Source organism: Litorivita sp. NS0012-18 (genome assembly GCF_040371945.1).
Lineage (GTDB): Bacteria > Pseudomonadota > Alphaproteobacteria > Rhodobacterales > Rhodobacteraceae > Litorivita.
The window spans coordinates 1-14127 of record NZ_BAABWS010000004.1 but is presented as its reverse complement, the minus strand read 5'-3'; the positions used below and the strand labels follow the sequence as shown (position 1 = coordinate 14127).

Below are 14127 nucleotides of genomic sequence, written 5' to 3'. Positions count from 1 at the left end.
ACGAGCGCAAGGTCGCCAAGGTATCGCGAAAGCCTCCGGCACGGATCGATCTTTGCGTTTTGAAACCGGAATCTGCGCAATCGGGTGGCCGTCCAACCGCGTCCAATGGAACAGTAATCTCATGAACTGGTCCTCCCCCACTGAAGTGGTCCACCGTATTATTTAGGAAAACGGAGGGCCGAGATGGCTATGAAACGTCACAAGCCGGAAGAGATCGTTACGAAGTTGCGACAGGTTGAAGTACTTGTCGGTCAAGGCGCAGCGCGTGTCGATGCGATCCGACAGGTTCGTATTACCGAGCAGACCTACTACCGCTGGCGCAAGCAATATGGTGGGATGGGGGCCGACCAGCTAAAGGAGCTCAAACGCCTTAAGAAAGAGAATGAGCGACTTAGAAAGGCAGTTTCTGACCTGACTTTGGACAAGCTCATCCTCGCGGAGGCTGCAGGGGGAAACTACTGAGCCCCGCGCGTCGCCGGGCTTGCATCGATCATGTCCGTACAAGGTTCCGATTGTCTGAGAGACGCGCTTGTCGTGTTCTCGGGCAGCATCGCTCGACGCAGAGGAAGGTTCCTCAAGGTCGGTCCGATGAGGACCAACTGGTCGCGGACATGATTGAGCTGGCTCGCCAGTATGGCCGCTATGGCTACCGTCGCATCGCGGCCTTGCTGAGAGAAGCGGGTTGGGAGGTGAACGATAAGCGTGTCGAACGACTGTGGCGACGTGAGGGGCTGAAGGTGCCTACCAAGCAGCCGAAAAAGGGGCGGCTCTGGCTGAATGACGGATCTTGTGTTCGTCTCCGGCCTGAACATCGAAACCATGTCTGGAGCTACGACTTCGTTCATTGCCGGACCGAGGACGGAAAGGTCTTCCGAACGCTGAACATCCTGGATGAGCACAGCCGGGAGTGCCTCGCCATTAAGGTGAAGTGTCGGTTGAACTCGGGAGATGTAATCGATGCATTGAGCGACCTGTTCATCCTGCGCCGCGTACCGTCGTTCATACGCTCCGACAACGGTCCTGAGTTTATCGCTCAAGCGGTTCAGGAATGGATCAGCGCAGTCGGGGCAAAGACGGCCTACATCGAACCCGGGTCGCCCTGGGAGAATGGATATTGCGAAAGCTTCAACGCGAGGTTCCGCGATGAGCTGCTCAATGGCGAGATCTTCTACAGTTTAAGGGAAGCCCAGATTCTGATCGAACAATGGAGGAAACACTACAACACGAAACGACCGCACAGTGCGTTGGGCTATCGCCCACCAGCACCGGAAACCATCGTCCCGATGGACCCGAGGCCGGTCATGCACTAACACTCAAGCCGGACCACTCAGATGGGGCTGACCAGTCCTTTATGGCCCACCCAAGATGCCCTTTCAAAGGGGGCTGGTCACGCTCAATTCGGCTGTCTCGCAACTTCGTAGGAGGCTTGAGAAGGAAGGTTCTCACGGGCTTCTCATATCGCCTGCCGTCAGGGAAAATCAATCAACCGTCCGTGCCGATCAATAGCACGCCGCAGGCCGTGTCATTTCCCGCAGGCACGGTTACAAGTTTCGTCCACCTGCCAAGTCAGACCGACCCACTGGCGGCGCGTTCCGATGCCGTGGCCGGTCCGAGGCCCGAACCTGCGGACCCATCGATACACCGCCGAACGTTCAACTGCTCGGCCGCACTCGGCGAGAAAATCGGCGGTGCTCTGATATGACCGCGGAGAAACGACGGCATATGACGCGAGACTTGCCGGTCATACCGAGCCTTATTGAAGCCCCGACTGATCCATGAAGCCGTTTAGTGCAACACTCCGCGCGCTTTTTGGAACAGACGTAAATGCACGCCTTAGCCAGGGTTAAACGGCAGCACCAATTTCGACGGATACTGCCCGCCGGTGTGGATTGTATGGGTCTTGCCGCGCTGCATGGGTGGCTCTGGTAAATCGGGCAAGAGGCCGGGCAACAGATGTTTGCCAGAGATTTTCAGCCGCAATTGTTCGCCTTTATGCCAGCGCATCGCGACAGGCCAGAAGGGGATCTCCGCCTCAACGATGTCGCCTTCAGGGATGAAGCGCTCCTTATCCAGCAACAGCTCGGGCTGGTGGGCGGGGGCATCGGGATCAAGCCCGCGCCGCGAGACACGGAGCAATCCATCCGGCCCGCCAAAGAACGCCGGCGCCATGGCCTTTGCCCCGAGAGCAAACACCTTTGGCATCCACATGCGCCCAAGCGGCAGGCCAAGGTCGACCGTTTGATGCCAGAGCTGTTTGCCAGAGGCACTTAGCTTCTGGATATAAACGAACAAGTCGAGATCATTGTGCCCTTGAGCGCTAACCCAAAGCGCCAGCAGAGGCGTTCCGGCGATCTCAATGTCCGCGTCAAACCGGTGCAGGAAGTCGACTTCGGGGTGCTTGTCTTGGAGCGCATAGCCTGTTTGGCTCTCGGCTGATGGGAGGGCAGGGGAAAGCTGTTTGCTCCCCGCGTCAAGGAACAGGGTGCGCGAGGAAACCCCTTGCGGCGGGAAGCTTGCCTCGGGACGATCAATGATATCCTTGTGCCCCGGATCAAGCACACACATGCGCACTTTAGGGGTCTTCTCCCAACCGTTTTCGATACCACGCAGGGTCGCATCAAAGAAGCGGCGCAGATCGTCGGTATAGGCGGGGTTATAAAAATCGGGCCACTCTTGGGTGTTGTGAATGCGCAGCCATTTGGGGCTGGTCAATTGGTTCCACGCGCTAAAGGTTCCGCCGGTATGGGCCTGATTTGTATAGCTGGCGACCACATAGGCGGGGACGTCTATGCGCTCGATGGGCGGGGTCTTGTCGGCCCAGTATTCGTTGTAAAGCGGCTCGCGTTCGGCCATTGCCGTGATGTCTTCGACCTTGCCCGCGCCATACATTTTGTTGCGAATAAAATTCGGGAAAGCCAGTGCGGGAATGCCGCCGCGTAGGGTGCTGTTGCGGTGCGGATCACAGAGCCCTTCCCAAGGCGCGATGGCTGTGAGATGCGGCGGGCGCTCGGACGCAATGCGCCACTGTGACATTGCCAGCCATGAATTTCCCGCCATGCCGATCTTGCCCGAACACCAATCAAGCGTGGCAAGTTCCTCAATGGCGTCGGCCCCGTCGCGGCCCTCGCCTTGGCTCAAAAACCAAACATCGCCTTCGGAGTTGAACGCGCCGCGAGCATCGATCTGGACGACGGCATAGCCGTGGGCACACCAATAGGCGGGGTCATTGCCCTCCCAAGATTGCAGGCCCGAAACGGCTCCGCGTTTGATCCCGAAACGGTTTGGAAAAACTTCGCTCTCATCAAGCGTCCAATAGCCCGTATCGCCTTTGCCGTATGGGGCCCAATTGATGATTGCGGGCACGGGCGCATCGCTTACGGGGCGGAACACATCGGCATAGAGCCGCACGCCATCGCGCATGGTCAGCGCCACATCGCGATCGACAAGTATATCGCAGGTTAAACGGCGCCCGCCCTTGGCGTATTGGTATCCGGCAACAAGCCGTTCCGTGCGCGGATTGGGCGGGCCTTTATAGCGCGAATATTTGTCTGAAAGAGGTGTGAGCGGCGTAAAAATGATGTCTGGCATGTGGTTCCCTCCCCGGTCCCATAGCTGGTTTCTCAAAATAGAACGAGCACTCTATTCTTGATTGTTAAGCGCAAACATGATGAAAAGCAAACATGAAAGCACCGGTTCAATCGCGCAGCGAAGATTCTACGGATAAGATGGTCGATGCCGCGCTCGCGCTGGCCGAGACGGATGGGCTTCGCGCGGTTACAATTGCGCGGATCGCGGCGCTCTCGGGCTGTTCAAACGGCGCGCTATATCATCGGTTTGGCAATCGTGAAAGCTTGCTTAAGGCAGCCTCGGCGCGGATGCTCTCGCAGATCGAGACCCAGATGCACGCGGCCTTGGACAGCATCGGTCCGGATCTTAGTGACCTAAACGCTTTGCGTGCTCTGGCGGCGGCAAACCGAGCGGTTTTTGAGCAACACGCAGGGGCTTTGCGCGCCTTTATGATTGAAGGCAGGAGCATCGACGCGCTTGCCAAACAGGGCTTTGGCGCGAGCCAAAGTGTCGGGCACGACGTGATTGCGTGGCTAACGGCGCGCTTTGATTGCCCGCGCGCGCGCGCCAATGCCGCGTTCCGGTTGCTGTTTTCTGCGGGGGCTTTGATGCTTGTTGTCGCGGATGATCGCCACCTTACAAATATAGAGGTCGGACCAGACGATGCGGTACATGACCTTGCTGAAATACTGTTGCGGCTGCTTCGCTAAAGGCCGTTGAGCGGGGCGGCGCAGTCGCGTGTCGGCAGGTTTGCGGGCTTGGTCGAAGGGGCGCGCGTGGCAAGGTATTGCGTGACACCACCGTGTCGGTCACGGTCGTATTCCTGATTAACCGTAATCTGCGACGACCTTGTCGGTGAGGGGATAGGCCTGACACGAAAGCACGTAGCCTTGCGCCACTTCATAATCCTCAAGCGCGTGGTTCGCGAGCATCTCGACCTCGCCCTCCAGCACCTTGCATTTGCAGGTCGAACAAACGCCGGCCTTGCAAGCATACGGTGCGTCGATCGCGTTTTCGAGGGCGGCATCAAGGATCGATTGATCCTTATCCATCGTGAAGCTGCGGGCCGATCCGTCCATCGAGATGGTGGCCTCGGTCGCCTTGGCGGTGATACCCGCGACGCCTGTTCCGGCTTTGCGCTTGAGGCGTCCGGGCTGCGCACTTGCGAAGAGTTCGAACTTGATCTGATCCTCTGTCAGCCCGTGGTCGCGCAAGGCCGCGGCAATGCCGAGCATCATCGGTTCCGGCCCACAGATGAACGCGGTGTCGACGCTGTCTATGTCGATCCAATGCTCGAACAGAGCCTTGCATTTGTCTGTATCGACGCGACCCGTGAACAGGTCGATATCCTGCGCGTCGCTTTCCAGCACATGGATGACCGTCAGCCGGCCCATGTGGAGGTTCTTGAGGTCCTCTAGCTCTTCGCGGAACATGATCGTGTTCACACCGCGGTTGGCGTAAACCAGCGTAAAGGTGCTGTCGGGTTCGCGCATCAGAACGGTTTTCATGATCGACAGAACCGGCGTGATGCCTGACCCGCCTGCAAAGCCGAGGTAGGTTTTTGCGACCTCCGGCGTGATCGGCGCGTGAAAGCTGCCCATTGGCTCCATCGCTTCGAGGGTCATACCGGGGAGAAGGTTTTCATTGGCCCAGGTGGAAAATGCGCCGCCCTCTACCTTCTTGATCCCGACCTGCAAGACACCGTCGTCCTTGCCTGCGCAGATCGAATAAGAGCGCCGCACTTCGGTGCCATCAAAATCCTGACGGAAGGTGAGATACTGACCTTGGGTGAAATCGAAATCGCCACCGTTCACTGGCTTTAGCGTCACGACAACCGCATCGCGGATCGTTTTGGTGACGTCAGTGACGGACAATTGATGAAAACGCGCCATCACATGTGCTCCTTAGATGCATTTGAAATAGTCGAAGGGTTCGAGGCAGTCCGCGCAGCGCCATTGCGCCTTGCAGGGGGTCGATCCGAACTGGCTTATTCGGGTGACATTAATTGATTTGCACCGCGGGCAGCAGTCCGGCCCCCCTGCGGCACGGGGCGGCGCGATGCCATAATCCATGAGCTTTGCACGCCCCTTTTCCGACAGCCAATCGGTGGTCCACGGTGGGCTGATCTGGGTCTTGATGCGCACCTGCTCGATGCCTCGGTCGTGCATGGCCGTTTCGATGTCCATCGAGATGACGCTGGTGGCCGGACAGCCGGAATAGGTGGGGGTGACGGCGACTTCTAACGTGTCGCCATCCCACGCCACATCGCGCACGATGCCCAGATCGACCACAGAAATCACCGGGATTTCAGGGTCTGGCACGTCGTCCAGCCAACTCCAAATTTCCGACATTTCGGGCTTCATATCACCACGAAGCTCCGGGATAGGCGCGCTGCAACCATTGCATCTGTGTCAGCATGTGACCCAAATGTTCGGAATGCTGAAAACCCGATTTGCCGCCCTTATGGGCAAAGCCGCTTTCGGGGATGCGCAGGGTCGCTTCAGCCAGAACAGACCCGACCTGTGCATCGTATCCTTCGCGCATGGCGGCGATGTCGGGCGCAATGCCGGCCGCGGTCATGGCTTCGTCCACCGTGTCAGCGACAAACATCTCGCCCACATAGGGCCACAGGAGAGTCAGCGCCGCCTGCATCCGCGCATGGCTTTCGGATGTACCGTCGCCCAACCTGATGACCGTGTCGCCCGAGCGTTCGACATGATATTGAACTTCTTTGATCGACTTTGCGGCAATGGCAGCGATCTGTTCGTGCGATGATTTGGTCAGCGCCTCAAGCATGGCCAAATGCCAAGCGTCAAACAGAAACTGGCGCATCATCGTTTGGCCAAAATCGCCGTTAGGCTGTTCGACAAGCAAGACGTTTCGGAAATCCCAAACATCGCGCAGCATCGCCAGATCGTCGGCTGTGCGGCCCTTGCCCTCGACATCCGCGGCGAGGCCAAGCCACATCTGTGTCTGCCCGATAAGGTCAAGCGCTGTGTTTGCCAGCGCGATATCCTCTTCCAGTGCCGGAGCATGACCGCACCATTCACTGACACGGTGACCCAGAACCAACGTGTTATCGCCCAGCCGACAAATAAATTCAAAGAGTTGAGCTTGGTTGACGCTTGACATCACATCGCTCCCACTTCGTCGGGAATGTCGAAAAATGTCGGGTGCCGGTAAACCTTGCTTTCCGACGGTTCATAAAGCGGGCCTTTGGACGAGGGCGACGAGGCGGCGATATGGCGCGCCTCAACGACCCAGATGCTGACCCCTTCGTTGCGGCGGGTATAAACATCGCGCGCATTCTTGATCGCCAACTCCTCGTCCGGCGCATGAAGCGAGCCGACGTGGCGGTGGCTCATGCCGTGTTGGCCGCGGATGAACACCTCCCACAGGGGCCATTCTTGGCGCTTGGGTTTGGTTTGGGTTTCGGGCGTGTCGGGATGTGCGGATTTGGAAGAGCTCATTCTGCTGCTACCTTTCTGATCTTGCTTTTCTCGGCATGGGCCAAAAGCCCGTCGCGCACCCATTTGCCGTCGTCCCACGCCTTGTTACGCGCGCCGAGACGTTCGGTGTTGCACGGACCATTGCCTTGGATCACGTCAAAGAACTCATCCCAGTTCGGCTCGGCGAAATCGTAACCGCCCTTTTCCTCGTTCCATTTCAGGGTCTCGTCCGGAACGGTCAGGCCCAGATACTCGGCCTGAGGCACGGTTTGATCGACAAACTTCTGACGCAACTCATCGTTACTGTTCATCTTGATTTTCCATGCCATCGACTGTTCGGAGTGGACCGAGTCGGCGTCTGACGGGCCGAACATCATCAGCGATGGATACCAGAACCGGTTCAGCGCGTTTTGCGCCATCGCCTTTTGCTGCGCGGTGCCCTGCGCCATTTTCATCATGATGTCGTAGCCCTGACGCTGGTGAAAGGACTCTTCCTTGCAAACGCGGATCATCGCCCGCGAATAGGGACCAAAGGACGTGCGCTGCAGCGGCACCTGATTCATGATGGCCGCGCCATCGACCAACCAGCCGACCGCGCCCATATCGGCCCAAGTCAGCGTCGGGTAATTGAAGATCGAACTATATTTCATCCGCCCGTCGAGCAGCATTTCCGTCAGCTCGTCGCGCGTGACCCCAAGGGTTTCTGCCGCGCAGTAAAGGTACAACCCATGGCCCGCCTCGTCTTGCACCTTGGCCAGCAGGATTGCTTTACGCTCCAGTGTCGGGGCGCGGGTGATCCAGTTGCCTTCGGGCAGTTGGCCGACAATTTCGGAATGCGCGTGCTGACCGATCTGACGGATCAGCGTCTTGCGATATCCTGCGGGCATCCAGTCCTTCGGTTCGATCTTTTCGCCAGCGTCAATGCGGGCCTGAAATGCGGCAAGCATTTCAGGATCTTCCCGCGTTGCTTCGGATTTAACCATCTGTGCATACATGTCGTTTTCCTTTCGGGTCAGACGCGTTCAATGATAATTGCAGTGCCTTGGCCCACACCCACACACATCGTGCAAAGTGCGTAGCGCCCGCCAGTGCGTTTCAAATGGTGCGCGGCGGTCAGAACCAGTCGCGCACCAGACATTCCAAGCGGATGGCCCATCGCGATGGCCCCGCCATGCGGGTTCACCCTCGGGTCGTCATCCTCCACACCCAGCTGGCGCAGCGTCGCAAGCCCCTGTGAGGCAAAGGCTTCGTTCAGCTCAATAACATCCATCTGGTCGACCGTCAGACCCGCGCGCTCAAGGACTTTCTCGCTCGCTGGGGCGGGGCCAATGCCCATGATGCGCGGCTCGACCCCCGCAGACGACATGCCGACAACCCGCGCCATCGGGATCAGGCCGTAGGTCTTGGCGGCGGCCTCCGACGCGAGCAGCAAAGCAGCCGACCCATCATTAACGCCGCTGGCATTGCCTGCCGTAACCGACAAATCTGGACCGTTCACGCCTCGAAGCTTAGCCAAGGCCGCAGCGTCGGTGCCAGGGCGGGGGTGTTCATCCGTATCGACGATGACAGGGTCCCCCTTACGCTGTGGCACAGCGACCGGAACGATCTCGTCCCTGAATACGCCTGCCGCCTCCGCAGCGGCCCAACGGGCCTGCGAGCGTGCGGCAAAGGCATCCTGATCCGCGCGACTGACGTTGTAATCAGCGGCGACATTGTCCGCTGTTTGCGGCATGGAATCGACACCATATTGCGCCTTCATCTTGGAGTTCACAAAGCGCCAGCCAATTGTCGTGTCATAGACAGCGTTCGACCGGCTAAACGCGGCTTCGGGCTTGGGCATCACAAAGGGCGCGCGGCTCATGCTTTCAACGCCACCGGCGATGGTCAGGTCATAGTCGCCCGCCTTGATCCCGCGCGCGGCAAAACCTACCGCGTCCATTCCGCTGGCGCAAAGACGGTTCACCGTCGTGCCGGGGACATCTACAGGCAGACCAGCAAGCAAGGCCGCCATACGCGCAACATTTCGGTTGTCTTCGCCAGCTTGATTGGCAGAGCCAAAAATCACCTCGTCAACTTTCGACCAGTCAATATTTGGATTGCGCGCCATCAGAGCGGCGATGGGCAACGCCGCAAGATCATCTGTACGAATCGAGGACAGCTTGCCGCCATATCGCCCGATCGGTGTGCGCACGCCATCACATATCAATGCGTCCATTGCAAATCCTCCCCAAATTAATCGACCTCATGGTCGGCATACTGGAATCTGTGCCTGCGATCAAGCTTAAAGTTACCAAAATTCTTGATGTGGTAAATTTTGTAACATATTAGGTGTCTTTCATCGCCACTCGGTCAAAAGCCAATGAACGCGCGCTTGAAATTAAGTTGAACTTGATTTTCGATGTTGCGGCAACAATACTGCTTGACCATCGGCGTGAACTTTGGGGGGGTCATGAATTCATTAATGCTACAGCCTCACCAAGAGGTCCCAAAAGAAATCATCGAAGCGGACATTCGCAAGTTCTGTGGCCGCTTTGATTTGGAACCTGCGGCGTCAAGCGGCACGATCAAAGGCAGCGTGTCGGCGCAACCTGTTGGGCCTTTCCAAACCGTGGGAGTCGCATTGAGCCATCTGCGCATCATACGCGATGCGCAGGCGATCAAACGCGACCCCGGAGAGCATTTCTTTTTGCTTACCCAACGCAGCGGCACCAGCCGTGTCGTGCAGGCCGGACAGGAGGTCGTCCTGAAACAGGGCGATATGTTCTTGGTGGATTCGACCCAAGCCTCGGTGTTTCATTACGATCAGTCTCTATCGCACCAGCTTTCATTTCACATTCCGCGTTCGGAAATGCTCGGGCGGTTTGGCCAATCCGTCAAGGGCGGCACGACGGTTTCACGGGACGATCCGCTTTGGTTGGCAATCAACGCGGTCATTTCTAAAATGATCGATGGTCAGGAGCACCAAAGCCACCTTGGCGAAGCATTTTTCAACCTGCTTGGCGGCTATTTTGTCGGCGCGCGAAACGCCCGAGATCCATCGGACTCTGAACGGTTGTTGTCGCGGGCCTTGGCGTTGATCGACCAGCATTGCAGCAACCCCGATTTTGGACCGAGCAGCCTTGCAACCTCGCTTAACGTGTCGAAACGTACCTTACAGCGCCATTTTCAACCGCTCGGAGAAACGCCGGGACAACGGATCTTGATGCGCCGTTTGGCTTTGGCACATCGACGGTTGACCGGCGCGCTCATCGCAGGGTCAAAGCAAACAATCACAGACGTGATTTTAGATTGCGGCTTTAATGATGTGTCATATTTTTATCGTGAATTTCGCAAGAAATACGGCGTGGCGCCTGGCGAAGTTGTGACGCGCCATTGACGCATTAATCCAAAAGACCTGACGGCCTTGCCCAAGTTTTTGCAAGATCGACGGCTTATCCTTCCAAGACACCCGCGCGGGGGGCGCGGGGAATTTTGGGAGGAAAATCAATGAACAAACTCATGCGCCGACTCACCGGCAAATCGGATGCAGGTGACAGCGTAGGCGACACTTTTGCTGTCATCAACCCATCCACCGGCGCCGTCGCCGGACATGCGCCCAACATGACGGGCGCGGATTTGAACGCGGCAGTGGCATCCGCCAAGGCCGCATTTGAGACATGGTCACTCAAGAGCGATGAAGAGCTGCAGGCAGCCTGCGCAAGCGTCACCGCAAAGATCGAAGAGCATTCGGCGGAACTGGCAGAGCTGGTCACGCTTGAGCAGGGCAAGCCTCTCAATGGGCTTGGGTCACGTTGGGAAATTGGCGGCGCGGGCGCTTGGGCGGGATACACCACGGGGCTTTCGTTGCCGGTTAAGGTTTTGCAAGACAACGAAGAAGGCCGCGTAGAACTGCACCGCAAACCTGTCGGTGTGGTGGGCTCCATCACGCCTTGGAACTTTCCTGTTCTTATTGCGATTTGGCACATTATTCCCGCGCTGCGCACCGGTAATACGGTTGTGATCAAACCATCGCCGCTGACCCCGTTGTCGACCATTCGGTTGGTTGAAATCATTAACGATGTATTGCCCAAAGGCGTGGTGAGCGTTGTGACCAGTGATGACAAGTCGGAAAATCTTGGTGCGTTGATGTCTTCGCATCCCGACATCCGCAAGATTGTCTTTACCGGCTCTTGCGGCACGGGCCAAAAAATCATGCGCTCGGCGGCTGAAACCATGAAGCGTCTGACGCTTGAAATGGGTGGCAATGATGCAGGTATCGTATTGCCCGACGTTGATCCCAAAGCGATTGCCGAGGGTCTGTTTTGGGGCGCTTTCATCAACAACGGCCAGACCTGCGCCGCGATGAAGCGTCTTTATGTGCACGAAAGCATCGCAGACGAAGTTGGTGCCGCCTTGGCCGAATTCGCCAAAGCCATCCCGATGGGCGACGGCATGAGCGAGGACAGCATCCTTGGCCCCGTTCAAAACCAGATGCAGTTCGACAAGGTAACGCGCTTGGTGGCGGACGCCAAAACCAAAGGCAAAGTCCTGTGTGGTGGCGAAGCGGGGGATGGATTGTTCTTTCCTGTGACCGTGATTTCGGGCCTTTCGAACGGCGATCCGCTGGTGGACGAAGAGCAATTCGGCCCCGCCTTGCCGATCATCGCCTATTCGGATGTCGAAGAGGCGATCAAGATGGCCAACGACAACCCCAATGGATTGGGTGGCTCGGTGTGGTCCAATGACCTTGACGCCGCCAAGAAGATCGCAGCGCGGATGGAATGCGGATCGGTCTGGATCAACAAACACGGCATGATCCAACCCAATGCACCGTTCGGCGGTGTGAAATCTTCGGGCCTTGGCGTGGAGTTCGGCGAGGAAGGCCTCACCGAATACACCGATATCCAAGTGATCTTTAGCTAATCCAAACATCGGCCTGCTGCGCTCTGGGAGGATAGCAATAGGCCGTTCTTACGGCATCAACGGGAGGAAAACTTGATGACGACGAAATCGAATAAAACCATGACGCGGCGGAGCTTTTTGGGCCGAACCGCAGTAGCCTCGGGCGTTTTGACCTTGGGCGGCGGGCTGCTTGGCGCAAGCGTCAATCCGGCCAACGCCCAAGACGCGGCCTATGACTATATCATCGTCGGCGCGGGGTCGGCAGGATGCGTCTTGGCCAACCGCCTGACCGAGGACGGCGCATCTGTGCTGATCGTCGAGGCCGGTGGGCCGGATAATTCTGAAATGATTTCAACGCCCATGCGCCTGATTGAACTGTGGGGTACCGAATATGATTGGGGCTACAGCACCACACCGCAAGAGCATGCAGTCGGGCGTTCGCTGTATTGGCCACGCGGCAAAACCCTTGGCGGATCTTCGTCACTTAACGGCATGATCTATGTGCGCGGTTGTGCTGCGGATTACGACCAATGGGCCAATGAGTTTGGCTGTGAGGGGTGGGACTATGCATCCGTCCTGCCGTATTTTAAAAAGTCCGAAGATTATGCCGGCGGCGAAAATGAGTTCCACGGGGCAGGCGGGCCGCTTCATGTGACCACCGAATTTACCCCCCATCCGGTGACTGCGGCTATCGTTGAGGCGGCCGTTCAATCGGGCGTGCCACTCAATGAGGACACCAATGGCGCCGATCCTTATGGGGTGGCCTACACCGATCTGAACACCAAGGACGGTAAACGTGCCTCGACGGCCTCGGCGTTTTTGCGCCCCGCGCTGGAACGCGAGAACCTGACCCTGATCACCAATGCACGGGTGCAGAAGGTCGAGATCGACGATGGCCGCGCGACCGGCGTCACTGTCATGCAGGATGGCAAAACCATGACCCTGCGTGCCAAGGGCGAAGTATTGGTCTGCGGTGGTGCAGTGGAAAGCCCGCGTATCTTGATGCTTTCCGGCATCGGCGCAAAGGACGAGCTGGAGGCAATCGGGATCGAGACCAAGGTTGATTTGCCGGGTGTGGGCAAAAACCTGCACGACCACACGCTGTGTCCGGTGATTTATGAGGGTGCAAAGGATATTCCGCCGCCCTCGGATATGGCGATCCAAGTGTTACATGCGCATCTGTTTGCCCGCTCAAACGACAGCCGTTCCGGCCCCGACATGCAGCCGTTGTTTTTCCACGTGCCCTACTACACGCCTGAGCAAGAGGCCCCGACGGGGAATGCCTTTACGTTGCTTGCATCTGGCGTAAAACCGACATCGCGCGGGTCGATCACGTTGAATTCGGCCGATCCGGACGACATGATGGACATCGATCCGCAGGTCCTGCAAACCCAATATGACGTTGATATTTTGGTGCAATCTATCAAGCAGATGCGCGAGATCGCGACGCAACCGGCATTGGATGAATGGCGCGGCCGTGAAATCTATCCGGGTGCGGATGTTCAAACAGATGAGGAACTGGCTGCTTATGCGCGGTCCGCTGTTTTGTCTTATCACCACCAGAACGGCACGTGCAAAATGGGCGTGGACGAGATGTCTGTTCTTGATCCAAGCCTTAAGGTGAGGGGCGTTGACGGCTTGCGCGTCGTCGATGCGTCGATCTTCCCGTTTGTCGTGGCGGGCAACACCAACGCTCCGACAATCATGGTGGCCGAAAAAGCGGCCGATATGATCAAAGCGGGGTAAACCCGTGCCTCAAAACGGTGAACTCTGGCGGTGCATTGCATCGCCAGACTCTTATATCTCTTGCGCAGTCCGTTGCATTGCCCTTGTGGAGATCGCAGCGTTTCAGCCAACCATGCCGTGAACTTCGATGCTTTCGTGGGTTTCCACTCCTGTCCCAGACGCGAAATCTGAGCCGGAAACTCCCGCTTCAAACGGTCCCGTTTTCGGGGGCAGGGCGATACTCACGCGTAACTTCGGATAGCATCGGCCCTAGCCATTCACCTCAATGCTTTGATGACGCTTTGGCACTTTGTCGACGAATTCGGCTTTGACCGCCGCCATCGTTTTTTGTCGCCCACGGAAGCGGAGCATGGTCTTCGCCTTTTCAAAGCTGATCTAGTCATTGCCATCATGTTCGCCGTCCAGAGTAACGACAGAACCGGTACATAAATCGATAACGTCCGGCCTATGGGTGTCATTCTGGGCTCAGGCGGAGCAGGCACGC

At 57.6% G+C, this 14127-nt stretch carries 12 protein-coding genes and 1 pseudogene; 6 read left to right on the top strand and 7 right to left on the bottom strand.

Annotated elements, in window-relative coordinates:
• Window positions 1-183 precede the first annotated feature (183 nt).
• Window positions 184-1310 (top strand): IS3 family transposase gene (locus ABWV64_RS14265; RefSeq protein ID WP_353346436.1). Its coding sequence is split into 2 segments (ribosomal slippage): window positions 184-445 and window positions 445-1310, totalling 1128 coding nucleotides; the frame shifts between segments, so codons are not numbered across the junction.
• A gap of 523 nt (window positions 1311-1833) precedes the next feature.
• On the opposite strand, the gene ABWV64_RS14260 is transcribed toward ABWV64_RS14265, so the two are convergent.
• Window positions 1834-3588: a CocE/NonD family hydrolase gene (locus ABWV64_RS14260; RefSeq protein ID WP_353346434.1), complete on the bottom strand. Its 1755-nt coding sequence runs from the start codon at window positions 3586-3588 to the stop codon at window positions 1834-1836.
• Between the two features lie 92 nt (window positions 3589-3680).
• On the opposite strand from ABWV64_RS14260, the pseudogene ABWV64_RS14255 reads away from it, so the two are divergent.
• Window positions 3681-3854 (top strand): annotated as a pseudogene (locus tag ABWV64_RS14255) (TetR/AcrR family transcriptional regulator); the annotation flags it as partial.
• Between the two features lie 57 nt (window positions 3855-3911).
• Complete coding sequence (locus ABWV64_RS14250) at window positions 3912-4277, top strand: hypothetical protein (RefSeq protein ID WP_353346601.1); 366 nt, start codon at window positions 3912-3914, stop codon at window positions 4275-4277.
• 117 nt (window positions 4278-4394) lie between these two features.
• Here ABWV64_RS14250 and ABWV64_RS14245 read toward each other — a convergent pair whose 3' ends face one another.
• From ABWV64_RS14245 to pcaF, 6 genes are read right to left on the bottom strand one after another with little or no spacing between them, the layout of a single operon-like run.
• Window positions 4395-5459 carry a 2Fe-2S iron-sulfur cluster-binding protein gene (locus tag ABWV64_RS14245; protein ID WP_353346432.1) on the bottom strand — a complete coding sequence of 355 codons (1065 nt, stop codon included), beginning with the start codon at window positions 5457-5459 and terminating at the stop codon, window positions 4395-4397.
• Window positions 5460-5471: 12 nt separating this feature from the next.
• Entirely contained in the window at window positions 5472-5918 is a 447-nt protein-coding gene (gene paaD, locus ABWV64_RS14240) for a 1,2-phenylacetyl-CoA epoxidase subunit PaaD (RefSeq protein WP_502902677.1), read from the bottom strand.
• Between the two features lie 13 nt (window positions 5919-5931).
• Window positions 5932-6699: a 1,2-phenylacetyl-CoA epoxidase subunit PaaC gene (paaC, locus tag ABWV64_RS14235; RefSeq protein ID WP_353346428.1), complete on the bottom strand. Its 768-nt coding sequence runs from the start codon at window positions 6697-6699 to the stop codon at window positions 5932-5934.
• Complete coding sequence (gene paaB / locus ABWV64_RS14230; RefSeq protein ID WP_353346426.1) at window positions 6699-7037, bottom strand: 1,2-phenylacetyl-CoA epoxidase subunit PaaB; 339 nt, start codon at window positions 7035-7037, stop codon at window positions 6699-6701. Before paaB ends, paaC begins: the two co-directional genes overlap by 1 nt.
• Window positions 7034-8011 (bottom strand): 1,2-phenylacetyl-CoA epoxidase subunit PaaA, encoded by a 978-nt coding sequence (gene paaA, locus ABWV64_RS14225; protein WP_353346424.1) that lies wholly within the window; start codon window positions 8009-8011, stop codon window positions 7034-7036. The genes paaB and paaA overlap by 4 nt, the downstream gene beginning before the upstream one ends.
• A gap of 17 nt (window positions 8012-8028) precedes the next feature.
• Window positions 8029-9231 carry a 3-oxoadipyl-CoA thiolase gene (pcaF, locus tag ABWV64_RS14220; protein ID WP_353346422.1) on the bottom strand — a complete coding sequence of 401 codons (1203 nt, stop codon included), beginning with the start codon at window positions 9229-9231 and terminating at the stop codon, window positions 8029-8031.
• A 204-nt stretch (window positions 9232-9435) separates the two neighbouring features.
• Between pcaF and ABWV64_RS14215 the strand changes: the two genes are divergently transcribed.
• The 3 genes from ABWV64_RS14215 to ABWV64_RS14205 all read left to right on the top strand — a co-directional run bounded on the left by ABWV64_RS14215 (window position 9436) and on the right by ABWV64_RS14205 (window position 13643).
• Complete coding sequence (locus ABWV64_RS14215) at window positions 9436-10392, top strand: helix-turn-helix domain-containing protein (RefSeq protein WP_353346420.1); 957 nt, start codon at window positions 9436-9438, stop codon at window positions 10390-10392.
• A gap of 122 nt (window positions 10393-10514) precedes the next feature.
• Window positions 10515-11918 (top strand): aldehyde dehydrogenase family protein, encoded by a 1404-nt coding sequence (locus ABWV64_RS14210; RefSeq protein ID WP_353346418.1) that lies wholly within the window; start codon window positions 10515-10517, stop codon window positions 11916-11918.
• 75 nt (window positions 11919-11993) lie between these two features.
• Window positions 11994-13643 carry a GMC family oxidoreductase gene (locus ABWV64_RS14205; RefSeq protein ID WP_353346416.1) on the top strand — a complete coding sequence of 550 codons (1650 nt, stop codon included), beginning with the start codon at window positions 11994-11996 and terminating at the stop codon, window positions 13641-13643.
• Window positions 13644-14127 lie beyond the last annotated feature (484 nt).